This window comes from Enterobacter cloacae complex sp. 385G4, assembly GCF_057320665.1.
The window spans coordinates 25,506-51,556 of the sequence record NZ_JBXWDD010000011.1 but is presented as its reverse complement, the minus strand read 5'-3'; the positions used below and the strand labels follow the sequence as shown (position 1 = coordinate 51,556).

27 protein-coding genes are annotated in these 26,051 nt (G+C 57.9%); 13 read left to right on the top strand and 14 right to left on the bottom strand.

The features are described from left to right. The first annotated feature begins 45 nt into the window (after positions 1 to 45). The 5 genes from rhaB (at position 46) to rhaM (ending at position 5,188) form a co-directional block, all read left to right on the top strand. Complete coding sequence (gene rhaB / locus AC2FAJ_RS20655) at positions 46 to 1,515, top strand: rhamnulokinase (RefSeq protein ID WP_319880894.1); 1,470 nt, start codon at positions 46 to 48, stop codon at positions 1,513 to 1,515. Beyond that, the gene (gene rhaA / locus AC2FAJ_RS20650; RefSeq protein WP_041911783.1) at positions 1,512 to 2,771 is read left to right on the top strand and encodes an L-rhamnose isomerase; all 1,260 of its coding nucleotides are present in this window, start codon (positions 1,512 to 1,514) and stop codon (positions 2,769 to 2,771) included. Before rhaB ends, rhaA begins: the two co-directional genes overlap by 4 nt. 96 nt (positions 2,772 to 2,867) lie before the next feature. After that, positions 2,868 to 3,698 (top strand): rhamnulose-1-phosphate aldolase, encoded by an 831-nt coding sequence (rhaD, locus tag AC2FAJ_RS20645; RefSeq protein ID WP_193357991.1) that lies wholly within the window; start codon positions 2,868 to 2,870, stop codon positions 3,696 to 3,698. 30 nt (positions 3,699 to 3,728) lie between these two features. Beyond that, positions 3,729 to 4,877 carry a lactaldehyde reductase gene (gene fucO, locus AC2FAJ_RS20640; RefSeq protein ID WP_224066095.1) on the top strand — a complete coding sequence of 383 codons (1,149 nt, stop codon included), beginning with the start codon at positions 3,729 to 3,731 and terminating at the stop codon, positions 4,875 to 4,877. After that, entirely contained in the window at positions 4,874 to 5,188 is a 315-nt protein-coding gene (rhaM, locus tag AC2FAJ_RS20635; protein ID WP_485454483.1) for an L-rhamnose mutarotase, read from the top strand. Before fucO ends, rhaM begins: the two co-directional genes overlap by 4 nt. On the opposite strand, the gene AC2FAJ_RS20630 is transcribed toward rhaM, so the two are convergent. From AC2FAJ_RS20630 to AC2FAJ_RS20615, 4 genes are all read right to left on the bottom strand, one after another. Then, positions 5,176 to 6,453 carry an oligosaccharide MFS transporter gene (locus AC2FAJ_RS20630; RefSeq protein WP_485454482.1) on the bottom strand — a complete coding sequence of 426 codons (1,278 nt, stop codon included), beginning with the start codon at positions 6,451 to 6,453 and terminating at the stop codon, positions 5,176 to 5,178. The two genes, rhaM and AC2FAJ_RS20630, sit on opposite strands and share 13 nt — an antisense overlap. A 44-nt stretch (positions 6,454 to 6,497) precedes the next feature. Then, positions 6,498 to 8,621: an alpha-galactosidase gene (locus AC2FAJ_RS20625; protein ID WP_485454481.1), complete on the bottom strand. Its 2,124-nt coding sequence runs from the start codon at positions 8,619 to 8,621 to the stop codon at positions 6,498 to 6,500. A gap of 104 nt (positions 8,622 to 8,725) precedes the next feature. Next, positions 8,726 to 9,721, bottom strand: a complete 996-nt coding sequence (locus AC2FAJ_RS20620) for a LacI family DNA-binding transcriptional regulator (RefSeq protein WP_485454480.1) — start codon at positions 9,719 to 9,721, stop codon at positions 8,726 to 8,728. Between the two features lie 16 nt (positions 9,722 to 9,737). After that, complete coding sequence (locus AC2FAJ_RS20615; RefSeq protein WP_003861973.1) at positions 9,738 to 10,286, bottom strand: helix-turn-helix domain-containing protein; 549 nt, start codon at positions 10,284 to 10,286, stop codon at positions 9,738 to 9,740. A 103-nt stretch (positions 10,287 to 10,389) separates the two neighbouring features. On the opposite strand from AC2FAJ_RS20615, the gene AC2FAJ_RS20610 reads away from it, so the two are divergent. Both AC2FAJ_RS20610 and AC2FAJ_RS20605 read left to right on the top strand, forming a co-directional pair. Then, positions 10,390 to 11,049 carry an AzlC family ABC transporter permease gene (locus tag AC2FAJ_RS20610; protein ID WP_028014867.1) on the top strand — a complete coding sequence of 220 codons (660 nt, stop codon included), beginning with the start codon at positions 10,390 to 10,392 and terminating at the stop codon, positions 11,047 to 11,049. Further along, on the top strand, positions 11,049 to 11,372 hold the full coding sequence (locus AC2FAJ_RS20605; protein WP_028014868.1) for an AzlD domain-containing protein: 324 nt from the start codon (positions 11,049 to 11,051) through the stop codon (positions 11,370 to 11,372). Before AC2FAJ_RS20610 ends, AC2FAJ_RS20605 begins: the two co-directional genes overlap by 1 nt. Before the next feature lie 40 nt (positions 11,373 to 11,412). Here AC2FAJ_RS20605 and AC2FAJ_RS20600 read toward each other — a convergent pair whose 3' ends face one another. Both AC2FAJ_RS20600 and fdhD read right to left on the bottom strand, forming a co-directional pair. Further along, a complete protein-coding gene (locus AC2FAJ_RS20600; RefSeq protein WP_041911778.1) occupies positions 11,413 to 11,625 on the bottom strand; it encodes a YdgH/BhsA/McbA family protein in 213 nt (70 codons plus the stop codon). Positions 11,626 to 11,739: 114 nt separating this feature from the next. Beyond that, positions 11,740 to 12,576 (bottom strand): formate dehydrogenase accessory sulfurtransferase FdhD, encoded by an 837-nt coding sequence (fdhD, locus tag AC2FAJ_RS20595; protein ID WP_485454479.1) that lies wholly within the window; start codon positions 12,574 to 12,576, stop codon positions 11,740 to 11,742. Between the two features lie 371 nt (positions 12,577 to 12,947). Here fdhD and fdnG point away from each other — a divergent pair, with 371 nt between their 5' ends. The 4 genes from fdnG to fdhE are packed head-to-tail and all read left to right on the top strand — an operon-like array spanning position 12,948 to position 18,471. Next, on the top strand, positions 12,948 to 15,998 hold the full coding sequence (fdnG, locus tag AC2FAJ_RS20590; RefSeq protein WP_485454478.1) for a formate dehydrogenase-N subunit alpha: 3,051 nt from the start codon (positions 12,948 to 12,950) through the stop codon (positions 15,996 to 15,998). A gap of 12 nt (positions 15,999 to 16,010) precedes the next feature. After that, a complete protein-coding gene (gene fdxH / locus AC2FAJ_RS20585; protein ID WP_003861960.1) occupies positions 16,011 to 16,913 on the top strand; it encodes a formate dehydrogenase subunit beta in 903 nt (300 codons plus the stop codon). Beyond that, on the top strand, positions 16,910 to 17,545 hold the full coding sequence (fdoI, locus tag AC2FAJ_RS20580) for a formate dehydrogenase cytochrome b556 subunit (protein WP_015569914.1): 636 nt from the start codon (positions 16,910 to 16,912) through the stop codon (positions 17,543 to 17,545). Before fdxH ends, fdoI begins: the two co-directional genes overlap by 4 nt. Continuing rightward, the gene (gene fdhE, locus AC2FAJ_RS20575; RefSeq protein ID WP_485454477.1) at positions 17,542 to 18,471 is read left to right on the top strand and encodes a formate dehydrogenase accessory protein FdhE; all 930 of its coding nucleotides are present in this window, start codon (positions 17,542 to 17,544) and stop codon (positions 18,469 to 18,471) included. The genes fdoI and fdhE overlap by 4 nt, the downstream gene beginning before the upstream one ends. A 39-nt stretch (positions 18,472 to 18,510) precedes the next feature. Here fdhE and AC2FAJ_RS20570 read toward each other — a convergent pair whose 3' ends face one another. Beyond that, the gene (locus tag AC2FAJ_RS20570; protein WP_077266491.1) at positions 18,511 to 18,882 is read right to left on the bottom strand and encodes a type II toxin-antitoxin system VapC family toxin; all 372 of its coding nucleotides are present in this window, start codon (positions 18,880 to 18,882) and stop codon (positions 18,511 to 18,513) included. A 2-nt stretch (positions 18,883 to 18,884) separates the two neighbouring features. Next, positions 18,885 to 19,127, bottom strand: a complete 243-nt coding sequence (locus AC2FAJ_RS20565) for a ribbon-helix-helix protein, CopG family (protein ID WP_010436846.1) — start codon at positions 19,125 to 19,127, stop codon at positions 18,885 to 18,887. A 199-nt stretch (positions 19,128 to 19,326) separates the two neighbouring features. Here AC2FAJ_RS20565 and AC2FAJ_RS20560 point away from each other — a divergent pair, with 199 nt between their 5' ends. Then, complete coding sequence (locus AC2FAJ_RS20560) at positions 19,327 to 20,244, top strand: alpha/beta hydrolase (RefSeq protein WP_485454476.1); 918 nt, start codon at positions 19,327 to 19,329, stop codon at positions 20,242 to 20,244. A 12-nt stretch (positions 20,245 to 20,256) separates the two neighbouring features. On the opposite strand, the gene fabY is transcribed toward AC2FAJ_RS20560, so the two are convergent. The 6 genes from fabY to AC2FAJ_RS20530 form a co-directional block, all read right to left on the bottom strand. Beyond that, on the bottom strand, positions 20,257 to 21,198 hold the full coding sequence (gene fabY / locus AC2FAJ_RS20555) for a fatty acid biosynthesis protein FabY (protein ID WP_028014875.1): 942 nt from the start codon (positions 21,196 to 21,198) through the stop codon (positions 20,257 to 20,259). A 44-nt stretch (positions 21,199 to 21,242) separates the two neighbouring features. Beyond that, positions 21,243 to 21,680: a D-aminoacyl-tRNA deacylase gene (gene dtd / locus AC2FAJ_RS20550; protein ID WP_047362469.1), complete on the bottom strand. Its 438-nt coding sequence runs from the start codon at positions 21,678 to 21,680 to the stop codon at positions 21,243 to 21,245. Then, entirely contained in the window at positions 21,677 to 22,558 is an 882-nt protein-coding gene (locus AC2FAJ_RS20545; protein WP_010436837.1) for a virulence factor BrkB family protein, read from the bottom strand. The genes dtd and AC2FAJ_RS20545 overlap by 4 nt, the downstream gene beginning before the upstream one ends. After that, positions 22,552 to 23,151: a glucose-1-phosphatase gene (yihX, locus tag AC2FAJ_RS20540; protein WP_041911771.1), complete on the bottom strand. Its 600-nt coding sequence runs from the start codon at positions 23,149 to 23,151 to the stop codon at positions 22,552 to 22,554. The genes AC2FAJ_RS20545 and yihX overlap by 7 nt, the downstream gene beginning before the upstream one ends. A gap of 118 nt (positions 23,152 to 23,269) precedes the next feature. Continuing rightward, positions 23,270 to 24,070 carry a DeoR/GlpR family DNA-binding transcription regulator gene (locus tag AC2FAJ_RS20535; protein ID WP_000059683.1) on the bottom strand — a complete coding sequence of 267 codons (801 nt, stop codon included), beginning with the start codon at positions 24,068 to 24,070 and terminating at the stop codon, positions 23,270 to 23,272. Positions 24,071 to 24,104: 34 nt separating this feature from the next. Then, positions 24,105 to 25,001 (bottom strand): sugar kinase, encoded by an 897-nt coding sequence (locus AC2FAJ_RS20530; protein ID WP_041911770.1) that lies wholly within the window; start codon positions 24,999 to 25,001, stop codon positions 24,105 to 24,107. A 155-nt stretch (positions 25,002 to 25,156) separates the two neighbouring features. Here AC2FAJ_RS20530 and yihU point away from each other — a divergent pair, with 155 nt between their 5' ends. Beyond that, on the top strand, positions 25,157 to 26,047 hold the full coding sequence (yihU, locus tag AC2FAJ_RS20525; protein WP_485454475.1) for a sulfolactaldehyde 3-reductase: 891 nt from the start codon (positions 25,157 to 25,159) through the stop codon (positions 26,045 to 26,047). The last annotated feature ends 4 nt before the right edge of the window (positions 26,048 to 26,051 follow it).

Below are 26,051 nucleotides of genomic sequence, written 5' to 3'. Positions count from 1 at the left end.
CCCTTTCTTACACTCATCGCTAATGACTTAAGAAAGGACCCGACCATGACTTTTCGCCATTGTGTGGCTGTCGATTTAGGCGCATCCAGCGGCCGTGTAATGCTCGCCACCTGGGACTGTGACCAGCACACCCTTACGCTACGCGAAATGCACCGTTTCGCCAATTGTCTGCAAAAACAGGACGGTTTTGTGACCTGGGATATTGATGCGCTGGAAGCGGAGATCCGCACCGGACTTCACAACGTCTGCGAAGACGGTATCCGCATCGACAGTATCGGCATTGATACCTGGGGCGTGGATTACGTGCTGCTGGACAGTCACGGCGAACGCGTTGGCCTGCCTGTTTCCTACCGCGACAGCCGCACCGATGGGCTGATGGCGCACGCCATCGCGCAGCTTGGCAAAGAGAATATCTATGGTCGCAGCGGCATTCAGTTTCTGCCGTTTAACACGCTGTACCAGCTGCGCGCGCTGGTGGAGCAACAGCCAGAGCTGGTTGAAAAGGTGGCGCATGCGCTGCTGATCCCGGACTACTTAGGCTATCGTCTGACCGGCAACATGAACTGGGAATACACCAACGCCACCACCACGCAGCTGGTCAATATCAACACCGATAACTGGGATGAACACCTGCTGGCATGGACGGGCGCCTCGCCGTCCTGGTTCGGCACGCCAACCCATCCGGGCAATGTCATCGGCCAGTGGATTTGCCCGCAGGGGAATGAAATTCCCGTTGTCGCCGTCGCCAGTCACGACACCGCAAGCGCGGTCATTGCCTCGCCGCTCGCCAGCAAAGACGCGGCCTATCTCTCCTCCGGTACCTGGTCGCTGATGGGTTTTGAGAGCAAAACGCCTTACACCAGCGACGCCGCGCTGGCCGCCAATATCACCAACGAAGGCGGTGCCGAAGGACGCTACCGCGTGCTGAAGAACATCATGGGCCTGTGGCTGCTCCAGCGGGTGCTGAAAGAGCAGAACGTCACCGACCTGCCCGCACTTATTGCGGAAACCGAAAAGCTGAAGGCCTGCACCTTCCTGATTAACCCGAACGACGACCGCTTTATTAACCCGGTGCACATGAGCGCTGAGATCCAGGCCGCCTGTTTTGACGCGGGGCAGCCGGTACCTTCCCGCCCCGCCGAGCTGGCGCGCTGTATTTTTGACAGCCTCGCCCTGCTCTATGCCGACATCCTGAGCGAACTGGCTGACCTTCGCGGTAAACCGTTCAGCCAGCTGCACATCGTGGGCGGCGGCTGCCAGAACCAGCTGCTGAACCAGCTCTGCGCCGATGCCTGCGGCATTACCGTGGTGGCAGGTCCCGTAGAGGCTTCCACGCTCGGCAACATTGGCATTCAGTTGATGACGCTGGACGAACTATCAAACGTCGACGATTTCCGTTCGGTGGTGACGGCGAATAACAGCCTGACCACCTTCACCCCCAATCCCTGCCATGACATTGCCCGCTACCGGGCGCAGTTTCAGCAAAAACGACTGACTAAGGAGCTTTGCGCATGACCACTCAACTTGAACAAGCCTGGGACCTGGCTAAACAGCGTTTCGCCGCCGTCGGCGTGGATGTCGAAGAGGCGCTGCGCCAGCTCGACCGTCTGCCCGTCTCCATGCACTGCTGGCAGGGTGATGACGTTGCCGGCTTCGAGAATCCGGGCGGTTCCCTGACGGGTGGCATTCAGGCAACGGGTAACTACCCGGGCAAAGCGCGCAACGCCACCGAACTGCGTGCGGATCTTGAAATGGCGTTGAGCCTGATCCCGGGGCCAAAACGCCTGAATCTGCACGCGATTTATCTCGAATCCGACGCGCCGGTCGCGCGTAACGAAATCAAACCGGAACACTTTAAGAACTGGGTGGAGTGGGCAAAGGCCAACCGGCTGGGACTGGATTTTAACCCGTCCTGCTTCTCGCACCCGCTGAGCGCGGACGGGTTTACCCTTGCACACGCCAACGACGAAATCCGGCAGTTCTGGATCGACCACGTCAAAGCCAGCCGACGCGTCTCGGCGTATTTCGGCGAACAACTTGGCACGCCGTCGGTGATGAATATCTGGATCCCGGACGGCATGAAGGACATCACCGTAGACCGACTGGCGCCACGCCAGCGCCTGCTGGCCGCGCTGGATGAAGCCATCAGCGAGAAGCTGGATCCGGCGCACCATATCGACGCGGTGGAGAGCAAGCTGTTCGGCATTGGCGCAGAAAGCTACACCGTCGGCTCGAACGAGTTCTACATGGGCTACGCCACCAGCCGCCAGACCGCGCTGTGCCTGGACGCTGGCCACTTCCACCCAACGGAAGTCATCTCCGACAAAATATCCGCCGCCATGCTCTACGTGCCGCGCCTGCTGCTGCACGTCAGCCGTCCGGTGCGCTGGGACAGCGACCACGTGGTCTTGCTGGACGACGAAACCCAGGCGATTGCCAGCGAAATCATCCGCCACGATCTGTATGACCGCGTGCACATCGGCCTCGACTTCTTTGACGCCTCCATCAACCGCATCGCGGCATGGGTTATCGGCACCCGCAACATGAAGAAAGCGCTGCTGCGCGCTCTGCTGGAGCCGACTGCTGCGCTGAAACAGCTTGAAGAAAACGGCGACTACACCGCGCGTCTGGCGCTGCTGGAGGAGCAAAAATCCCTGCCGTGGCAGGCGGTATGGGAGATGTACTGCCAGCGTCACGATGCGCCTGCGGGCAGCCAGTGGCTGGACAACGTGCGGGCGTATGAGAAGGACGTGCTCGCCGCTCGTCAGTAAAAAATATCGCCCGGCGGCGCGTTGCTTGCCGGGCCTACAGGTAAAAGCAGGCCGGGTAAGCGTAGCGCCACCCGGCATTTTCAAAGGAAACACTGTATGCAGACCATCACCACCTCCTGGTTCGTCCAGGGCATGATCAAAGCCACCTCCGACGCCTGGCTGAAGGGCTGGGACGAGCGCAACGGCGGCAACCTCACGCTGCGCCTGGACGATGCGGACATCGAGCCGTACGCCGCCGATTTTCACCAGAAGCCGCGCTATATTGCCCTGAGTCAGCCGATGCCGCTGCTCGCCAACACGCCGTTTATCGTTACCGGTTCCGGCAAGTTCTTCCGTAACGTTCAGCTGGACCCGGAAGCCAATCTCGGCGTCGTGAGGGTGGACAGCGACGGCGCGGGCTACCACATTCTGTGGGGGCTAACGGACGACGCGGTGCCGACCTCTGAACTGCCGGCGCACTTCCTCTCCCACTGCGAGCGCATCAAGGCGACCAACGGCAAAGACCGCGTCATCATGCACTGCCACGCCACTAACCTGATCGCCCTGACCTACGTGCTGGAAAATAATTCTGATTTCTTTACCCGCAAGCTGTGGGAAGGCAGTACCGAGTGTCTGGTGGTGTTCCCGGACGGCGTCGGCATTCTGCCGTGGATGGTGCCGGGTACCGACGAGATCGGCCAGGCGACCGCCAAAGATATGCAAAAACATTCGCTGGTGCTGTGGCCGTTCCACGGCGTCTTCGGCAGCGGTCCGACGCTGGATGAAACCTTCGGCCTGATCGACACCGCCGAGAAATCAGCAGAAGTGCTGGTGAAGGTCTATTCCATGGGCGGCATGAAGCAGACCATCCCCCGGGAAGAGCTGATCGCGCTGGGCAAACGTTTTGGCGTTACCCCGATGCAGTCGGCCCTGGATTTATACGCGTAACGCCACAGGCGATAGTTAAGGAGAATTATCATGAGCTTTATGTTGGCACTTCCCAAAATTAGCCTGCATGGCGCGGGTGCAATCGGCGATATGGTCACCCTGGTGGCGACCAGGCAATGGGGCAAAGCGCTGATTGTCACCGACGGCCAGCTGGTGAAACTGGGCCTGCTCGACAGCCTGTTTACCGCGCTGGACGCCCATCAAATGTCATATCACCTGTTCGATGAGGTGTTTCCGAACCCGACGGAAGCGCTGGTGCAAAAAGGATTTGCGGCTTACCGGGACGCGGAGTGTGATTACATCATCGCCTTTGGCGGCGGCAGCCCGATTGATACCGCCAAGGCGATTAAAATCCTCACCGCTAATCCAGGCCCGTCTACCGATTACTCCGGCGTCGGCAAGGTGAAAAACGCAGGCGTGCCGCTGGTGGCGATTAACACTACCGCAGGCACCGCGGCAGAGATGACCAGCAACGCGGTGATCATCGACTCCGCGCGCCAGGTGAAAGAGGTGATTATCGACCCGAACATCATCCCGGATATTGCCGTGGACGATGCCAGCGTGATGCTTGATATTCCGGCCTCCGTGACCGCCGCGACCGGTATGGATGCGTTAACGCACGCCATTGAAGCCTACGTGTCCGTTGGCGCACACCCGCTGACCGATGCCAACGCGCTGGAAGCGATTCGCCTGATTAACCTCTGGCTGCCGAAAGCGGTCGACGACGGTCATAACCTGGAAGCGCGCGAGCAGATGGCGTTTGGTCAGTACCTGGCAGGTATGGCGTTTAACAGCGCCGGGCTGGGGCTGGTACATGCTCTGGCGCACCAGCCGGGCGCAACGCACAACCTGCCGCATGGCGTGTGCAACGCCATCCTACTGCCGATCATCGAAAACTTTAACCGCCCGAACGCGGTCGCGCGTTTTGCCCGCGTGGCGCAGGCAATGGGCGTCGATACCCGCGGGATGAGCGATGAAGCCGCCAGCATGTCCGCCATTCAGGCGATTCGCGACCTGAGCGCCCGCGTCGGCATTCCGTCAGGCTTCAGCCAGCTCGGCGTCACCAAAGCCGATATCGAAGGCTGGCTGGATAAAGCCCTCGCCGATCCGTGTGCGCCGTGTAACCCGCGCACCGCCAGCCGCGATGAAGTCCGCGAGCTGTACCTGGAGGCATTATGATCCGCAAAGCGTTTGTGATGCAGGTAAACCCGGACGCGCACGACGAGTACGAACGCCGCCACAACCCGATCTGGCCCAAGCTGGAAGCGGTGCTGAAAGCCCACGGCGCGCACCACTACGCCATTTATCTCGACAAAACACGCAACCTGCTGTTTGCAACCGTGGAGATTGAATCGGAAGAGCGCTGGAACGCGGTCGCGAACACCGACGTCTGCCAGCGCTGGTGGAAATTCATGGGCGACGTGATGCCGTCGAACCCGGATAACAGCCCGGTGAGTGCGGAGCTGAAAGAGGTGTTTTACCTGGACTGATGTGTTAACGCTGCTGCCCCCGAGGCAGCAGCAATCTCCCGCCTGCCGCTCAGCGTAAACGCCGACACCACCGTAATCGCCAGCACGAAACAGCCCAGCATCAGATACGTCTCCTGAAAGCCGATCCGGTCATACATATTTCCGGCAAAGGCGGAGAGGAAAATCGCTGCCGACTGTTTGGCAAACTGAAAACCAATCAGATAGATGGTGGCCGACAGGCGCGTATCAAACACTCCGGTAATGTATTTGAATGCCCCCACCAGCAGGAACGGGACTTCCAGGGCGTGCAGCATCTTGAGGGCGATGACCTCCACGGCGGTGGTGGCAAACGACGAGCCGATAATGCGCGTCGCCATAATCACCCCGGCGATCAGCAGCGTATTCTTCGCGCCGATGCGGTTAATGATCCACGGCGAGCAGAACATGATGATGGCGTTACAAATCTCCCCCGCCGTGGTGGCAAAACCAAAGGCGCGGGTCCCTTCCTGCGGCGTGGCGAAGAAGGTTTTAAAGAAGGTGGCAAACTGCTGGTCGAAAACGTCATACACGCAGGCCACGCCAATCACGTACAGGATGAACATCCACATTCTGCGCTGGCGGAACAGGTTGAACACGGTTTTAGCGGTGATCTGCGGCTGGTTCGCGCCCAGGGCGTTCATCACCTGCGCCGTCTGGTTGGGCTTCGGCTTCGCGACCACCAGCAACAGCATCAGCAAAAGTGCCGCCGCCGATCCCATCCAGAAAACATACGACGGGTCGATGCCGAACAGGATGCCGCCCGTTGAGGCGCACAGCCCCCAGCCGAGGCAGCCAAACATGCGCGCCTTGCCGTATTCAAAGAGGCTGTTGCGGCTCACGCGTTCAATGTAGGCCTCAATGGCCCCGGATCCGGCTGAAAAAACAAAGCCGATATACAACCCGCCGCTCAGCGCGCCCAGCCAGATATTGGTTTTCAACAGTGGCGCAAAGACGTACAGGAAGAACGGCGCGAACAGAAACAGCAGCACCGAGATTATCCACAGCAGGTGTTTTTTCAGCCCCAGCTTGTCCGAAATGACGCCCAGCACCGGCTGGAACGCGATGGCCGACAGCGAGATGCAGGAGAAGACAATCCCGGTATGGGTTTTATTCAGGCCAATGATGTCCGACAGCCAAATCGGCAGGAACGGAAAGCAGGTGGCCATGATGAAGAAGTAGAGAAAGAAGAACAGCCCGAAGATCCAGAAATTGGGGTTGTCTTTGTGGGTACAGGTTGTTGTGTTCATTATTTTTATCCTCAACGGGGGGCCGGCTGCCCGGCCCGTCACCTTTACACGCGTTCTACGCCAATCAGAATGGCGGTTTCCGGATCCAGAATCGGCAGCGCAATACCCGCCTGCATCAGCCACTCGCCGCTTACCGTTTGCGGCGTTTCCATCCATGCCGGCAGCTTGCGCATGGTGTGCCCGCCCTCACCCGTAATCTGAATGTTCGGGTGATCGAGCAGCGTGATGCGGTACTGCGCGCTGGCGTCTAACCCCGGCATGCGCAGCGGCATCATCAGGGTGTAATCCGGCATCGCGAGCTGGCTGACTAAAAACAGCCCCTGCGTCCTGTCTTCGCTCACGATACCCTGCGCCAGGGTGGTGGCATCCGGCATATCCACGCGCCACTGGATGCCGTGATGAATGACCTCACGGTACCGCTTATGCAGCGCGGCGTAATGGCGATAGCCTTCGCGTTCATCTTCATCGACGGTGAGCGGATCCAGCTCCAGCCCCATATGGCCAAACAGCGCCGTCAGCCCGCGAAACTGAATGCTGTGCTGGCGGAAGGTGGCGTGACATTTATGATGACCGATATGCGCCCCCATCACCTCCGGCGGGAAGAAGTAGCTCATGCCGCGCTGGATGGTGCTGCGCTCCAGGGCGTCGTTGTTGTCGGACGCCCAGAAGCGGTGGCAGCGGGTCAGCACTTCATAATCGATTCGCCCCCCGCCGGAGGAGCAGGATTCAAATTCAATGTGCGGAAAACGCTCGCCCAGCACGTCCAGCAGGCGGTAAAACTGGCGGGTCTGCGCGTCGGCGGCGGCTTTACCGTTGTGCCCGGGCTGCACCAGCTCGCGGTTCATGTCCCATTTCACGTAGTCAACCGCATGCTCGCCCAGCAGCCAGCTCATGCGCTCCACGAGATAATCAAAGGCCTGCGGGATGTTGAGATTGAGCACCAGCTGGTGTCGTCCGGTCGCCTGGGGATAGCCCGGCAGCGCCAGCACCCAGTCAGGATGCGCGCGATAGAGATCGGAATCCGGGTTAATCATCTCCGGCTCGATCCAGATGCCAAATTCCATGCCGAGCCGTTTAACGTGACTGATTACCGGCGTCAGGCCGTTCGGGTATTTTTTCTCATCCAGGTACCAGTCGCCCAGCGCGGCATGGTCGTCGTTGCGGCCTTTGAACCAGCCGTCGTCAATGATAAAGCGCTCCACGCCCAGCGCGGCGGCCTCATCGGCCATGCGCATGATGTACTCCGGATCGTGGCTGAAGTAGATCCCCTCCCAGGTATTGAGGTGTACCGGGCGCGGTTTGTTTTCCGGGAAGCGGATGATGCTGTCGCGCAGGTAGCGGTGGAACTGCTGGCTCATGCCGTTCAGCCCGTGCGGGGAGTAGCTGGCATACAGGCGCGGCGTCCAGAGCGTTTCGCCCTCTTCAATCGCCATTTCACCCGGCAGGTAGAGCGCTTCGGCCTGTATATAACGGCGACCATCGGTTTTCGCTTCGGCGCGCAGGCGGTGGTTGCCGCTCCAGCCCAGATGCACGCCCCAGACGTCGCCCTGCATTTCGCTGAACGATGGCGTACCGGCGATCAGCGCCGGAAAATGTTCGTGGGACGTTTTACCCCGACGGTTTTCAATGACAAAGCTGTCGTGTTCAAGCGTGACGCGGTGCGGCTGAAATTCTCTGATCCAGCGTCCGTGAAAGGCCATAACCTCCTGCGCGCGCTCGGCCACCGGCAGCGTGACGGCGAATCGGTCCACCTGCCACGCCAGCGCTTTCAGGTTGGTTACTCCATGGCGCACCACCAGCACGCCGCTGGCCTCCAGCGTCAGCTCGCTGGTCAGACGCAGGCCCGCGCATCCATCTTCGGCGGTTATCGTCAGGGTGTTTACGTCCTGCTGCACCTGCGTGGTTTTAAACACCGGAGAACCGTCCAGCCCCTGGCGATGCCCCTCAATACCGGGCGAGCCAAACAGCCCGTGCCCCAGCTCGGCCATCAGCGTTACCGGGGAGTCCACATCCAGCCTGCCGTTTGCCACCGGCCGCGCCAGCGTAGCGACATTCTGCGGCGAAAAGTGCTGAAGGTGCGGCCCCCAGTAGAGAATTTCGGCGAACGGTTGGGTTTTTATCACCACGTCAACCGTGGCGCTTTCGAGTCGTAAAATGGCATCTTGCATCAGACATCTCCTGTCGTCGGGATGCCTTGAGTGTTGATCCGAAACGTTTCGGATACAAACCAAAACGTTTCGGATCTGTGATCGGGTTTGGAAATTTACGCAGTTTAGGCCGTCTGGCCCGGGAAGAATTCAGGCTGCCAGAGCACCTGGAGCTGCTCGATCGCCTCGCCATTGATCAGCTGGCGCACCATATCGGCAATCTGTTTCCCGACGCCCTGACGAGTGGACTGGATCACTGCCGCCACGTCAGCATCAACGATGCTGTCCTGCGGAAGTCCGTCATAAACCACCAGCGCAACGGCGTTCTCGCCTGTCAGGCGGCCCAGTTCCGCCAGCGCCATCGCCGCGCCGTCGCCGTGGGTGTTGCAGTCGGTAATGATGGCCGTGGGGGGCTGTGGCAGGGAGAGAAGTTCTTTCGTGGTGGCATACCCCACGCGGCGCGAAGGGGGCATAGCGCGCAGCCATTCGCTGGAGAGCCCGGCTTCCCGCAGCGCGTCCAGGTAGCCCTGTCGCCGCTGGGTGATGAATGCCTGATTATTGCTTTCGCCCAGCAGGGCGATGCGCTGATGGCCTTTCTCAATCAGCCAGCGGGTGGCCTGGTACGTGCCAGCATAGTTGTCGAAGTCGAACCATGCGTACGGCTGCGGCAGCTGGCTGCGGCCAAGCGCCAGAAAAGGGAATCCGACGGCCTGCAGCTGTTCAAGTCGCGGATCGCGATCCAGCGTATGGGCCACAATCAGCGCATCCACGCGGCGGCTTTGCACCATGCGCATATAGCTGTGCTTATCCGCCAGATCATCGTCGGCGATGAGCAGCAGGTCGATCTCATGTCGCGCCAGTTCGTGGCTAATTTCGCCGACCATGTCCATAAAAACGCTGTTATTGAGCGGAACAGGATGCACGGGAAAAACGAGACCGACGGCATCAATTTTGCCCATCTTCAGGCGGCGTGCAAACGTATTAGGTCGGTAACCACGGCGCTGGGCCTCCGCCTCCACGCGGGCGCGTGTCTCAGCAGAAACATCGTCATACCCGTTGAGGGCGCGGCTGACGGTAGTGACGGACAGCCCCAGTTCTTTAGCAATGGCTTTGAGCGACATGATTTTCGTATCTTCGTTAATTTTGTTCCGCCACCAGAAGGGCGTGGGTGTCTGGCTCCAGCGCCTTAAAGATATGCGGCTGATCGGCAGGGTAGCAAATGTAATCGCCCGGGCCGAGTTCTTCCGCCGCATCGATCAGGCCGACCATCGCCCGCCCCTGGGTCACGATAATATGCTCAACCGACCCCGGCGGATGCGGCTGGGAAATACGGTCTGCGCCCGGCTGCGTCAGCAGCAGATAGATATCACGACGCGCCCCCGGCGGACACGCCGCCAGCAAAATCGCCTCGTAATTGGCCTGCCCGGCAACCACCTTGGTGCCCTCGCCGCGGCGGATCACCTGCGTGACGGGCTGCTGCGGCTCCAGTAACCGGGCAAACGGGATATCCAGCGCCACGCAAAGCGACCAGAGCGTTTCCAGGCTAGGATTGCCGTTGCCAGACTCCAGTTGAGAAAGCGTAGATTTGGCGATCCCGGCACGGCGGGCAATTTCCGCCAGTGACAGCCCGGTTCGCAGGCGTTCCCGCACCAGGCTTTTGGCGATCACGCTGATTGGCTGCGTCATAAAAACGGCCTCTTTCTCTCTATAACGAACGATTCGTTCATCTTGTAAAACGATTTTGATGCGTTCATTATAATGGAAATACGTTCGATATGGCTAAAATGATATGAAGAATCCCCTCTCTTGCCTGAAAGGCGACACGATAAAAGCGATAATTTTGGTCTGCCTCGCGGTAGGCGTGGTCGGCATGTCTTACGGCTCCCTGGCGATGGCCTACGGTTTTCCGCTGTGGGTGCCGTTTGTGCTGTCCCTCACGGTGCTGGCGGGCGCATCCGAGTTTATGTTTATCGGCATTGTGGCAAGCGGAGGTAACCCGCTGGCGGCAGCGGCCGCCGGTTTGCTGGTCAACGCGCGCCATGTGCCGTTTGGCGTGACGGTGCGTGAACTGGTGGGCAAACGAGGTTTGAGCTATCTCGGCTGTCACATCATGAACGATGAAAGCGTGGTCTTTGGCCTGTCGCAAAAAACGCCCGAGCAGCGTAAAGCGGCCTACTGGCTGTGCGGTTTAGGTGTGGCGATTATCTGGCCGGTGGGGGCGCTGCTGGGTGCCATGGTCGGTAAACTGCTGCCGGACCCGGAGACCATCGGGCTGGACGCGGTGTTTCCGGCGATCCTGCTGGCGTTAGTGGTACCCGCGTTTAAAAACCGTACCACGCTGATCCGCGCCTGCAGCGGTGCCGCGCTATCACTGGCTGCCGTGCCGTTTGCCCCGGTGGGTTTACCGGTTCTGCTTTCGTTACTCGGTCTCGCTGCGAGGAAAAAATAATGGGAAACATGACGTTTTTTATTCTCGGCATCGCCATTCTTTCTGCCGGAACCTACCTGATGCGTCTCGGCGGGGCAAAGCTGGGCAACCGGCTGGCGCTTTCTGAACGTTCGCAGGCGCTGCTTTCCGATGCGGCTACCGTTTTGCTGTTCTCCGTCGCGCTGGCGACCACGTTTTATGAAGGGGAACATTTTGCGGGCATGGCGCGCGTGCTGGGCGTGGGGTTCGCGGTGTTCCTGGCATGGCGAAAAATGCCGTTAATTGTGGTGATCGTCGCGGCGGCGGTGGTGACGGCGCTGCTGCGTCTGGCGGGTATAAACTAAAAAAGCGCCCCAGGGGCGCTCTTTCGACGGTATAGCGAAATTATTTGTTCAGTTCAGCGGTCATGTGTACGCGGTTACCGGTGAACGCCTGGGTAATTTTGTAGGATGACGCGCCCGCTTCCTGAGCCTGAGCCGCGATTTTCGCTTCTGCGCTATCAATGGTGGAGGCAGAGGCGGTCACTGTTTGTGCAGCGAAAGAACCGAAAGAAGCAGCCAGAGCGATTACAGCGACAAAAGTTTTGATGCTTTTCATGATATAAACCCTTTCATTAAGTTGTTTAGGTAAGGCACCGTGCCTTGATGAGATAAATACTAGCCCTCATACTTAACAACTAAAAGCGGAAGGATTTGCTATTATCGTTCAAAATTACTGATCAACCATTAACCGCTGCGGATGGGTATAAATCGTCGCCCTGCCCGGCTTGCAGAACCCCACCAGCGTCAGATTGCAGCGCTCCGCCACCTCCACCGCCAGCGTGGTTGCCGCCGACACCGCAAACAGAATCTCCACGCCGCACATCGCGGACTTCTGCACCATCTCATAGCTGGCGCGGCTGGAAACAAGCGCCGCGCCCTGCTGCCAGAGATCGCTTTCCCCCGCACGACGGCCTAATAGCTTGTCGAGCGCGACGTGGCGGCCCACGTCCTCATGCCCTCCAGCAATATCTCCTGACGGCAATACCCACGCCGCCGCGTGCGTGCAGCCGCTCAGTTGGCCGATGGGCTGTACATCGTTGAGGTGTTCCAGTGCTTTATCGAGGTTGGCGAGATTAAACGTCTGAGTAAACGGCAGTGGCGTAACGGGCTTGCCGATATCGTTGAGCTGCTCAACCCCACACACGCCGCAGCCGGTGCGTCCGGCCAGCGCGCGTCGACGCTCTTTTAACCCCATAAAGCGGCGGCTGGAGAGCTCGATTTGCACTTCAAGACCGTTACACGCCTGAACCACGTCCATGCCGTAGATCTCCTGCGGGTGCGCAATGATGCCTTCCGAAAGGGAAAAACCGATGGCGAACAGTTCGAGATCTTTAGGTGAGGCCATCATCACCACGTGCGAAATACCGTTGTAAACGAGCGCAACGGGCACCTCTTCCGCCAGAAAATCGGGTGTGGCATGGGTAATGTGGGGCGGTCTGCGTACCGACATTTCCACAATGCCTGCAGGCAGTGGCGATGAGCGGGTAGCACGGTTTTGTTTAGACACAGCGGTATTCCTGAACAACCACGGAAGTAGGCCTGCTATTGCAGCATAAACCGCAGGCCTTACGCATAGTATGGATCAACTTTTCGACACTCATTGTCCTACTCATTAAGAAGAGGTGCAACCCGGCCCCCGCTACACCCCTTTAACATGCAGAGCTTATAGTGTGATCAGTGTCACACTTTATAATCAACACAGTGATAATACGTTCACTTTGTATTAACGCCGTTGGAACAGGTATACCGACATTGTGGTATTCTGATGATATCCCTCGGAGAAATGAGGGATTAACGCAAATTTTTCTCCTTTGCGGTCAATTCTCAACCGCGAAGTTAAAACTACATATATAAGCAATGTCGAACAAGGAGTGACCCATGCAGGTCAGCAGAAGGCAGTTCTTTAAGATCTGCGCTGGCGGTATGGCAGGCACCACGGCGGCGGCACTGGGCTTTGCGCCCGGCGTAGCGCTGGCGGAAACGCGGCAGTACAAACTGCTGCGCACCCGCGAAACCCGTAACACCTGTACGTACTGCTCCGTCGGCTGTGGGCTGTTGATGTATAGCCTCGGCGACGGTGCGAAAAACGCCAAAGCGTCTATTTTCCATATCGAAGGCGACCCGGACCATCCGGTCAACCGCGGCGCGCTGTGCCCGAAGGGGGCCGGTCTGGTGGACTTTATCCACTCCGAAAGCCGTCTGAAATTCCCGGAATATCGCGCACCTGGCTCCGATAAATGGCAGCAAATCAGCTGGGAAGAGGCGTTTGACCGCATCGCAAAACATATTAAAGAAGACCGCGATGCCAACTTTATTGAGAAGAACGCCGACGGCGTTACGGTCAACCGCTGGCTCTCCACCGGGATGCTGTGTGCTTCTGCCTCCAGCAACGAAACCGGCTATTTAACCCAGAAATTCACGCGCGCACTCGGTATGCTCGCGGTCGACAACCAGGCGCGTGTCTGACACGGACCAACGGTAGCAAGTCTTGCTCCAACATTTGGTCGCGGTGCGATGACCAACCACTGGGTCGACATCAAGAACGCCAACCTCATTGTGGTGATGGGCGGTAACGCCGCTGAAGCGCACCCTGTCGGGTTCCGCTGGGCGATGGAAGCCAAAATCCACAACGGTGCGAAACTGATTGTGATCGATCCCCGCTTTACGCGTACTGCGTCAGTGGCGGATTTCTACACCCCTATTCGTTCAGGTACTGACATCACTTTCCTGTCAGGCGTACTGCTGTACCTGATGACCAACGAAAAATATAACCGCGAGTACACCGAAGCCTATACCAACGCCAGCCTGATCGTGCGTGAGGATTACCACTTCGAAGATGGCCTGTTCAGCGGTTATGACGCGGAAAAACGCAAGTACGACAAAACCAGCTGGAACTACGAGCTGGATGAGAAAGGCTTTGCGAAGCGCGACACCACTCTTCAACACCCGCGCTGCGTATGGAACCTGCTGAAAGAGCACGTTTCCCGCTACACGCCGGACGTTGTCGAGAACATTTGCGGCACGCCGAAAGCAGACTTCCTGAAGGTCTGCGAGCTGATCGCGGAGACCAGCGCGAAGGACAAAACCGCGTCGTTCCTGTATGCACTCGGCTGGACGCAGCACTCCATCGGCGCGCAGAACATCCGTACCATGGCAATGGTGCAGCTGCTGCTCGGCAACATGGGGATGGCAGGCGGCGGCGTGAACGCCCTGCGCGGTCACTCTAATATCCAGGGTCTGACCGACCTCGGCCTGCTGTCGCAGAGCCTGACGGGTTACATGAACCTGCCGAGCGAGAAACAGACTGACCTGCATACCTACCTGACGGCCAGCACGCCAAAACCGCTGCTCGAAGGCCAGGTGAACTACTGGGGCAACTATCCGAAGTTCTTCGTCTCGCTGATGAAAGCCTTCTACGGCGACAAAGCGACGGCGGAAAACAGCTGGGGCTTTGACTGGCTGCCGAAGTGGGACAAAGGTTACGACGTTCTCCAGTACTTCGAAATGATGCACCAGGGCCAGGTCAACGGCTATATCTGCCAGGGCTTTAACCCGGTGGCGTCGTTCCCGAACAAGAACAAGGTTGTTGAATCCCTCTCGAAGCTGAAGTTCCTGGTGACGATTGACCCGCTCAACACCGAGACCTCGACCTTCTGGCAGAACCACGGCGAGTCGAACGACGTCGATCCGTCGAAGATTCAGACCGAAGTGTTCCGCCTGCCGTCTACCTGCTTCGCGGAAGAGAACGGTTCTATCGTCAACTCCGGCCGCTGGCTGCAGTGGCACTGGAAAGGCGCGGATGCCCCGGGCATCGCCATGAACGACGGCGAGATCCTGGCCGGTATCTTCTTACGCCTGCGTAAGATGTATGCGGCAGAAGGCGGCGCGAACCCTGAGCCGGTGCTGAACATGACCTGGAACTACTCGACGCCGGAAAATCCTGCGCCGGAAGAAGTGGCCATGGAGAGCAACGGTAAGGCGTTGGCGGACGTTATCGACCCGGTCACCGGCGCGGTTCTGGCGAAGAAAGGCGACCAGCTCAGCACCTTCGCCCACCTGCGCGATGACGGTACCACCTCCAGCGGCTGCTGGATCTTTGCCGGTAGCTGGACGCCGAAAGGCAACCAGATGGCCAACCGCGACAACGCCGACCCGTCGGGCCTCGGCAATACGCTGGGCTGGGCATGGGCATGGCCGCTCAACCGCCGCATCCTCTATAACCGTGCCTCCGCTGACCCGCAGGGCAACCCGTGGGATCCGAAGCGTCAGCTTCTGAAGTGGGACGGCGCGAAATGGGGCGGCGTGGATATTCCGGACTACAGCACTGCCGCACCAGGCAGCGACGTCGGGCCGTTTATCATGCAGCCTGAAGGGATGGGCCGTCTGTTTGCTATCGACAAGATGGCGGAAGGGCCGTTCCCGGAACACTACGAGCCGTTTGAGACACCGCTGGGCACCAACCCGCTGCACCCGAACGTGGTCTCTAACCCGGCAGCGCGTATCTTCAAGGGCGACTTTGAAGCGCTGGGTAAAAAAGACAAGTTCCCGTACGTGGGCACCACTTACCGTCTGACCGAACACTTCCACTACTGGACCAAGCACGCGCTGCTTAACGCCATCGCGCAGCCGGAACAGTTTGTGGAGATCGGCGAGAAGCTGGCGAACAAGCTCGGCATTGCCCATGGCGATACCGTGAAGGTCTCCTCTAACCGCGGCTACATCAAGGCCAAGGCGGTGGTGACCAAGCGTATTCGCACGCTGAACGTTCACGGTCAGCAGGTGGATACCATCGGCATCCCAATTCACTGGGGTTATGAGGGCGTGGCGAAGAAAGGGTTCATTGCGAACACCCTGACGCCGTTCGTCGGCGATGCGAACACGCAGACGCCGGAGTTTAAGGCCTTCCTCGTGAACGTGGAAAAGGTGTAACGGAGACGACTTATGGCTTATCAATCTCAAGACATTATCCGTCGTTCCGCGACTAATGGTTTCACGCCCGCGCCTCAGGCGCGGGACCACCAGCAGGAAGTGGCGAAGCTGATCGACGTGACCACCTGTATCGGCTGTAAAGCCTGTCAGGTGGCCTGCTCTGAGTGGAACGACATCCGTGACGAAGTGGGTCACAACGTCGGGGTGTACGACAACCCGGCAGACCTGACCGCCAAGTCCTGGACGGTAATGCGTTTCTCGGAAGTGGAGCAGAACGACAAACTGGAATGGCTTATCCGCAAAGACGGCTGTATGCACTGCGCGGATCCGGGCTGCCTGAAGGCGTGTCCGTCAGAAGGGGCTATCATTCAGTATGCCAACGGCATCGTCGACTTCCAGTCCGAGCAGTGCATTGGCTGCGGCTACTGCATCGCGGGCTGTCCGTTCGACGTGCCGCGCATGAACCCGGAAGACAACCGCGTCTACAAATGTACCCTGTGCGTTGACCGCGTTAACGTAGGCCAGGAGCCTGCATGCGTGAAGACCTGCCCAACCGGCGCTATTCACTTTGGCTCCAAAGAGGATATGAAAACGCTGGCGGCAGAGCGCGTGGGCGAGCTGAAAACCCGTGGTTACGACAACGCGGGCCTGTACGATCCGGCCGGGGTTGGCGGTACGCACGTGATGTATGTGCTGCACCACGCCGACAAGCCGAACCTGTATCACGGCCTGCCGGAGAACCCCGAAATCAGCGCCACCGTGAAGTTCTGGAAAGGCATCTGGAAACCGCTGGCCGCGGTGGGCTTTGCTGCCACCTTCGCAGCGAGCATCTTCCACTACGTCGGCGTCGGTCCGAACCGTGCGGAAGAGGAAGACGACAACCTGCATGAAGAGAAAGACGAGGTGCGCAAATGAGAAAACGTGACACCATCGTGCGCTACACCGCGCCGGAACGCATCAACCACTGGGTCACCGCCTTCTGCTTCATGCTGGCGGCGATAAGCGGGCTGGGGTTCTTCTTCCCCTCCTTCAACTGGCTGATGCAGATCCTGGGCACGCCGCAGCTGGCGCGCATCCTTCACCCGTTCGTGGGGGTGGTGATGTTTGCCTCGTTTATCATCATGTTTTTCCGCTACTGGCACCATAACCTAATCAATCGGGATGATATCTTTTGGGCGAAGAATATTCGTAAGATCGTCGTCAACGAGGAAGTAGGTGATACCGGGCGTTATAACTTCGGCCAGAAATGCGTATTCTGGGCGGCGATTATCTTCCTGGTCCTGTTGCTGGTGAGCGGCGTGATCATCTGGCGTCCGTACTTTGCGCCTGCTTTCTCAATCCCGGTGATCCGATTTGCGCTAATGCTGCATTCATTTGCCGCAGTGGCGTTAATTGTGGTTATCATGGTGCATATTTACGCCGCCCTCTGGGTGAAAGGCACCATTACCGCGATGGTGGAAGGATGGGTAACCAAAACGTGGGCGAAAAAACATCACCCGCGCTGGTACCGTGAAGTCCGCCAGAAACAGGAAAAGTCATCTGAATGAGTATTCGCATAATCCCGCAAGATGAGCTGGGGTCGAGCGAGAAACGTACGGCGGAGTATATTCCGCCGTTGTTATTCCCCAGACTCAAGAACCTCTACAACCGCCGCGCAGAGCGTCTGCGCGAGCTGGCAGAGAACAACCCGCTGGGCGATTTTCTGCGTTTTGCCGCGCTGGTCGCCCATGCGCAGGAGGTGGTACTGTACGATCACCCGCTGCAAATGAACCTGACCGCGCGCATCAAGGAAGCTAACGAGCAGGGCAAGCCGCCGCTGGATATTCACGTCCTGCCGCGCGACAAGCACTGGCATAAGCTGCTGCATTCGCTGATTGCCGAGCTGAAGCCGGAAATGAGCGGCACGGCGCTGGCTGTCATTGAGAACCTGGAAAAAGCCTCTGACCTGGAGCTGGAAGAGATGGCGAGCGCGCTGTTTGCCTCCGACTTCTCGCTGGTCAGCAGCGATAAAGCGCCGTTTATCTGGGCCGCGCTGTCGCTCTACTGGGCGCAAATGGCGAGCCTGATCCCGGGCAAAGCCCGGGCCGAATACGGCGAAGCGCGCCAGTTCTGCCCGGTGTGCGGCTCAATGCCGGTCTCCAGCATGGTGCAGATTGGGACCACGCAGGGGCTGCGCTACCTGCACTGCAACCTGTGTGAAACCGAGTGGCACGTGGTGCGCATCAAGTGCAGCAACTGCGAGCAGACCCGCGATCTCAACTACTGGTCGCTGGAAAATGAAGACGCGGCGGTGAAAGCCGAAAGCTGCGGCGACTGCGGAACCTACCTGAAGATCCTGTATCAGGAAAAAGACCCGAAAGTCGAAGCGGTGGCCGACGATCTCGCCTCGCTGATTCTGGATGCGAAGATGGAGCAAGAGGGCTTTGCCCGCAGCTCGATCAACCCGTTCCTGTTCCCGGGTGAAGGGGAGTAATCTCCTGTGAGAGTGCCGGGCGGCGCGAGCTTGCCCGGCCTACACCTGGTAAGGCGTAAGGACCTCGTCAATACCCGCAAAATCTTTCGTGTTGCGGGAAATCAACGGACATTTTCTGCTCTGCGCTGTAGCCAGGATGATAGCATCAGGCAGTTTCATTCCATGCTTCTCACGTAGTAAAACGCTTCTTTCCGCGATATCCCGAGACACATCAATAATTTCAAAAGCGCCCATCACGGCTGCCGTTTTCGCTTCATGACCATGCCTGCGAGCGCCCACCATCACTTCCATCCAGGTAATTAAGCTGATGGCACGATGCGACGCGGTATGCTCAATCGCATCCGCAGCTTCAACACGGTTGTTGAAGAGATCAATGAGAATATTGGTATCAAACACTGCCATGTGCTCCATGATTACCACTCCTCACGCAGCTTGCGTTCATACTCAAGCCCATCTTCCTGCTGGTTTCCCCACAGGCCAAGCGCATCGCGGATAACCGATGAACTCTGTTGGTCAAGATATTGCTCAATGGCTTCCCGCAGCAATTCGGCACGGGGCCGGTTGCGTAACTGCTTCAGGTTATCCAGTCGTTGAATCACGTCATCAGACAAATCGATCAGTATTCTGCCCATATCAAGGTCCGCCAAAAGACTCATATATCACCTTAGTATATCATCTGCGGTTAATTTTCAGGCAATATATCCACATTAAAAACAGAGTTAAAGGGCATAGCCAAGGGAGTTGCAGGTTTTGCGAGCCGCTTTCCAGAATGTTCACACCCGCAAATTTCTCTGTTTTCATCTGCCGTAAACCAGGCTATAAAGCTGTATATAAACACAGTGTAAGGACGTAGCCATGGCGCTGGAAAAGGGTATTAAAAAGCTTGTTCAGGATTTTATTGCGGCAGGACGGCCCTCCCCGCGAAAGCAAAGTATTGATGACCGCAGAGCCGGGTACATTGCGAGCACAGAACTTGCCGGTGAGACTGAAAATCGCGTCCTTGTTGAAACGCTCGTTCTTGAGGAGATGACCTTTCGGGTGTTTTCACCTCTCAATGCACCCGAAACCTTACCTGCAGCCATCTACTATCACGGCGGTTGTTTTGTCAGCGGTGGGTTTGAAACGCATGATAATCAGCTTCGCCAGCTGGCGTTTAAAGGCAACTGCCGTATCGTTGCGGTGCAGTACCGGCTTGCGCCAGAACATCTTTTCCCCGCCGCACATGACGACGCTGAAAGAGGGGCAGATTTAGTTTGGCAGTATGCCGACAGGCTTGGGGTTAACAGAAACCGGATAACCCTTTGCGGAGACAGTGCAGGGGCACATCTGGCGCTGGTGACGTCGCTGCGGCTCAAAGCGAAAGGTGTCTGGCAACCAGCACAGCTGATCCTGATCTACCCAATGCTCGACGCGACGGCTAGTTTTGAAAGCTATATTCTCAACGGCGCGGATTATGTCATCACTCGCGACACCCTGCTCAGCGGGTATGAAATGTATCTGGCCAGCACCGATCGCCAACATCCAGAAGCCAGCCCACTGTGGCGGGATGATTTTTGCGGACTTCCGCCAGTGCATATTGTTACCGCTGAGTATGATCCGCTCTGTGATGAGGGCGAGATGCTGTATCGGCATCTTTCAGAGCAGGGGGTGACGTGCACGGCCCAACGGTGGCTGGGTGTGATACACGGTTTCTTTCAGCTTGGCGGCGTGAGTCAGTCGGCGAGGGACGTGATGCGGGATATCGCCTGGCGGATCAGTGCCGCCCGGCGATAAAAACGGAAGAGACTACTCCTCCTCGTTCCCACCCTCTTCATAAGCGCCATACGGCTTCGCAGGAAGAACGATATAGGTTCCTTCAAACACCGCGCCCGGCGTTTCATCGCCGAACAACTCAACCTGCATCTGCACGCGCGCTTTGCGGCCACGTGCCAGACGATCAAGATCGCCGCCCAGCGCGCCCAGGTCAGCCACCGCGCTCGGCTTGCCGCTGATCGGCGCGCTGTAGCGAATGTGGGCATCGGCCAGAATAATGGTGCCGCCAAGATGCCGCTCGCGCAGCATTAGCCAGATCAGCCCCCAGCCGGTGAGCGTCGCCAGGGAAAACAGGCTGCCGGCAAACAGGGTGTGGTGGGGGTTCTGATTGCCGGTTTCCGGCATGGTGGTAATGAATTTTTGCCCGGTGTACTGCTGAATGCGCACGCCCATCTTTTCACTCAGAGGGATGTGTTCATACCAGGCCTGCTGCAGCTGCCCGCACCAGTCCGCGCGATGAAGAATATCGTCCAGCGTGGCGATGGGTTTGATCATCAAAAAGTGGCGAATCGGCGTGGTTTGCGGAGCGGTGATTTCACCCTGGTTAACAAAACCGAGTTTGGCAAAAAATTCCACGGCATCTTCCCGGGCGCTACAGGTGACGCGCTTAACGCCTTCCTGACGGGCGACGGACTCCAGCGTCATCGCCATTAGCGTCCCCAGCCCTTTATCCTGCACGGAAGGGTGAACCGCCATAAAACGAATCGACGCTTCGTTATCAGCGTTGATATACAGTCGCCCGACGGCGACGAGGTTGCCCTCTTCGTCCATCACCATCTGATGATGGGCCATCGCATCCCAGGCGTCGCGTTCAGATCCTTTTGGCTGATGCAGTGGCTTGCGCAGCATTTCCCAGCGGAACTGGTAATACGCTTCTAACTCTTCTTCCGTTTGCGGTACTCGAAGGTGATACATAGCTGTACTCTCTCTTGTTACCCGCGGCCACGCCGCCAGTTGGCTCATACCTGAAGCCAGAATGTGACGGGGCCATCGTTCACCAGCGAGACCTGCATATCTGCAGCGAATCGTCCGGTTTGCGTATTCATTTCCTGTTGGCGACAACGCTCAACAAAGTATTCGTAAAGTGCTTCTGCACGATCCGGCGCGGCGCCTTTAGAGAAACTCGGGCGCATGCCGCGCTCGGTATCCGCTGCCAGCGTAAACTGGGAAACCACCAGCACGCTGCCGCCCGCCTGCTGGACGTTCAGATTCATCTTGCCTTCCGCATCGCTGAATATGCGATAGCCCAGCACGCGCTCGCATAAGCGGTTCGCTTTTTGTTGGTCATCATCCTTTTCGACACCTAACAACACCAAAAGTCCTGGGCCAATTTCACCCGTCACCTCTCCCTCCACGGTGACGCTGGCACGGGTTACGCGCTGTATCAATGCAATCATGGTTGGTCTGCTTCTTGTTGTTTTTCAGCTTCTGCTGCTTTTTTAAGTTCTCGGTATATTCCGAGAGTGACAGTTATTTCGGCACCAAGCAAGACGATACACCAGGTCCAGTAGACCCAGACAAACAAAATGGGGATCACCGCCAGCACGCCGTAAATCAGCTGATAAGACGGGAACATGGTGATGTAAAGCGCGAATCCTTTCTTGCCCAGCTCGAAGAGGACGGCTGCGACCAGCGCCCCCACGATGGCATCACGGTTAGGTACGCGCGTCGTCGGCACCACGCTGTAAAGCAGCCAGAATGAGAGCCACGATAAAATGAGCGGGAAAATGCGCAGAACGTTATCAATCACGCTGTTTAAGTCACTCGCCCAGCGCAGAGAAAGAAGATAGGAACTTATCGCCAGGCTCGCCCCCGCCAGCAGCGGACCGAGGGTCAAAATCATCCAGTACACGGCAAAGGAGTATACCTTAGGACGGATTTTTTTGCTTCGCCAGATGGTGTTGAGAGCACTGTCGATGGAATACATCAAAAGCAGCGCCGTGACGATGAGGCCGCAGGCGCCCACCGCCGTCATCTTGCTGGAGTTGGCGACAAACTGCTCAATATAGTTCTGAATAACGTCGCCGGTGGCCGGAATGAAGTTTGCAAAAACAAAATGACGAAGCTGCAAGCTGACATCTGCAAACATCGGAAACGCGGAAAACAGGGCAAAGATGACCGCAACCAGCGGCACCAATGAGAGCAACGACACATAGGCGAGATTCCCCGCCAGCGTCGTCATGTTGTCCTCATCAATGCGGTGCCAGAGCAGCTTCAGCCATGCCCGGAGCGGCCGAGTATGGTGCGTGGCTTTTTGATGAACGGTTTTTAGCATAACTGCTTCGCAAAATAGTTCGGTATCGTCTCTTTTCCGGTCACCAGAATTGACGTGATACCTAACTGGTTAGCTCCCTCTATATTATCGGCGTTGTCGTCGAAAAAGACCGCATCGGCCGCGGAGAATCCTTCTTCCTGCAGAACCGCCTGATAAATACGCGCTTCAGGCTTGCGCATGCCCATCTCCTGGGAGAGATAAATTTTATCTGCTGCCGCGTGGATCTCCGGGTATTCATCCGGCCAGAAGGTGGTATGCAGGCGGTTGGTATTCGACAGCACCACCACGCGATGCCCCTGCTCGCGCAGTTTATGCATGATGTCGATCACTTCGGGGCGGATCGCGACAAATATGGCCTGCCAGCCGTGGGAAAACTGCTCATAGCTTAACGAGAGACCCATTTCCTGGCAGAAACGCTCTGCGAACGTTTCATCGCTGATCTCACCGCGCTCGTGCAGATGGAAAGTGTCGCCCATCGCGAAATTCTGCTTTAACGTCGCCAGCGGAACACGGCTAAAATCGCTCCATGCGCCCAGCACCCGGTTAAAATCGATATCGACGATTACATTTCCTAAGTCAAAGATATAAAGCATGTTTATCTCCTTTCGCCGTGGAAAAGTAACTGTAGCGGGAAAGAGTAACTTTAGCTATGCGCCAGATTCAGCTTAGAGAAAGGAAAGGCCCGAATAGGCATATCGGGCCATCAGAAGGTCAGCCAGCCTGCTGCTCTTCTCCGGAATTGACTTCAACAACCTCAACCTTGCTGGATTTAAGGTGGTTTTGCAGCGCCGAGCCGGGCAGTTCGTCGGTGAACAGCGCCGTTGCCTGCGCCACGTTGCCGATTTCAACCGCCGCGGAGGCGTGGTATTTCGTATGATCGGCCGCCAGCAAAATGTGGCGAGAGTGGGCCATCATGGTTTTCACCACGCTGGCTTCATTCACGTCAAACTCCATCATCGCGCCGTCGTGCTCAATCGCCCCGACGCTGGTCACGAGATAGTCCGCCCGAAAACCAGACACAAACGCCGTCGCCGCAGGCCCGATAATGCCGCCGTTGTGCGGGCGCAGCGTGCCGCCGGGCACCATCACTTCAAAGCGCGGGTTCTTATACAAAATATGCGCCACCCGCAGGCTGTTGGTGATGATGCGCAGATGATTATGGTTAAGCAGCGCCCGGGCAACGTGCTCTACGGTCGTGCCGATCGTAATAAAAATAGTTGAGCCGTCGGGAATATAGTCCGCAATCGCCTCCGCAATCGCCCGCTTCTCTTCGGTAAGCGACACTTCGCGCTGTTCGAACGCCGTGTTCACCACGCTGGATGCCCTGCCCGCGCCGCCGTGATGACGCGTGATCAGCCCCTGCTCGCTGAGCTTACGGATATCCCGGCGCACCGTTTGCGTCGACACGTCCAGCAGCTGCGCCAGTTCATCAATGTTCATATAGCCGCGATCGGCAATCAGCGTCAGCAGCTGATCGTGACGCGGGTTGCCGGTCAGTTCGGTAAGGCTCATGGGCTGTCCTCTGAAAACCATCACGCTCCGCATTTTATACAAAAAGTGACAAAAAAGAGCGGGTTTGATCACAGTCGGGTATACCCGCGCGCCCGCCGGGCTTTGTGCATTTCAGGGCTGCGACGGCGCTGGCAAAACGCACGGCATCTACGGCGGTGGATTGCTGCCCCAGGCTGAACGCCAGCGCGCCGTGGAAAACGTCGCCCGCGCCGGTGGTATCCACCACCTTCACCTCAAAGCCGGATTGATGACACAAGGCGCCGTTTTCCAGCCAGTAGCAGCCATCTCGCCCCTGAGTGACATACACATGTCCATTTGTGAGCGTTTGTGCTTTTTTAAGGGCATCTTCTGCTTTATCCAACTGAGTTAGTCGCCGCAGGCCCGGCGCGGAGAAGGCCGCGTGGTCGCTTAAGGCTATCAGCTCCGCGATGTCCTGCGGGGTAACGTCGGCATCAAGCAAAGTAGGAACGCCCTGCTGACGGGCCAGGGTAAACGCCTGTTTTGCCCCGTCATGCCAGCGCACGTCTGCTAACACGATATCCCATTGCGAGAAGTCGATTTCATGCAGCCAGTCTGCCTCGGCGGGCAGATCGGGGCTGGGGTAGTTGGCAATCACTCGTTCTCCGCCTGCGTCCACCAGCACCGCGGATTGTGACGATCGGGCACCTTTAAACACGCGTGTATAGCGAGTGTTCACCCCCAGGGATTCCAGCTCCGCCAGCAGCCGTCTGCCGGTATCGTCGTCCCCCACCCGGCCAATAAAATCCACTTCCGCGCCCAGTTTCGCCGCCGCCACAGCCGCAGTTGCCGCCGGGCCGCCCCCCACTTCCGTATAGTCCTTTGCGACATATTTCCCACCTTCCTTTGGTAAATCATCGAGATACCAGATGCGATCCAGCACGGTAATGCCGACACAAACGATGCGAGTCATGGTGATTCCTTCTGCGATTTCTGATGCCTTCATTTTAATTTCACCAAATGTTTAAAAAGTGACCCGTGTCAATTTTTTGACTATAAATTACAAATACGATCAAAAACAGACAACGCAAACGCGCAGAAATTGACACGATGTGACAGGAGAGAGGCATGTCAGCAATCGCATTTATCGGTTTAGGGCAGATGGGCGCGCCAATGGCGAAGAATCTGTTAAAGCAAGGCCACCAGCTTAACGTGTTTGACGTGAACCCGCAGGCGGTTCAGGCGCTGGTAGAGAGCGGCGCACGGGCGGCGGCTACGCCCGCTCAGGCCGCAACGGACGCCGAATTCGTCATTACCATGCTGCCAAACGGCGACCTGGTGCGCAGCGTCCTGTTCGGCGAGCACGGCGTGTGCGAAGGGTTATCCCGCGACGCGCTGGTGATTGATATGTCCACCATTCACCCGCTGCAAACCGACGCGCTGATCCGCGACATGGCAGAGCGCGGCTTCAGCCTGATGGACGTGCCCGTGGGACGCACGTCTGACCATGCCATCGCCGGCACGCTGCTTCTGCTGGCGGGCGGCACCGCGCAGCAGGTGGAACGCGCCACCCCCGTCTTAATGGCGATGGGCAGTGAGCTGATTAACGCCGGCGGGCCGGGCATGGGCATCCGCGTGAAGCTCATCAATAACTACATGAGCATCGCCCTGAACGCGCTTTCCGCCGAGGCGGCCGTGCTGTGTGAAGCGCTTGGCCTCTCCTTTGACGTGGCGCTGAAGGTTATGAGCGGTACGCCTGCGGGTAAAGGCCACTTCACCACCTCATGGCCGAACAAGGTGCTGAAAGGCGATCTTTCACCCGCCTTCATGATCGACGTTGCGCATAAAGATCTGGGGATCGCCCTGGACGTGGCTAACCAGCTCCACGTTCCGATGCCGCTGGGCGCGGCGTCCCGCGAAGTTTATAACCAGGCTCGCGCCGCCGGGCGCGGGCGCGAAGACTGGACGGCCATTCTTGAACAGGTTCGCGCATCTGCCGGGCTGAAAAAATCACACTGATACG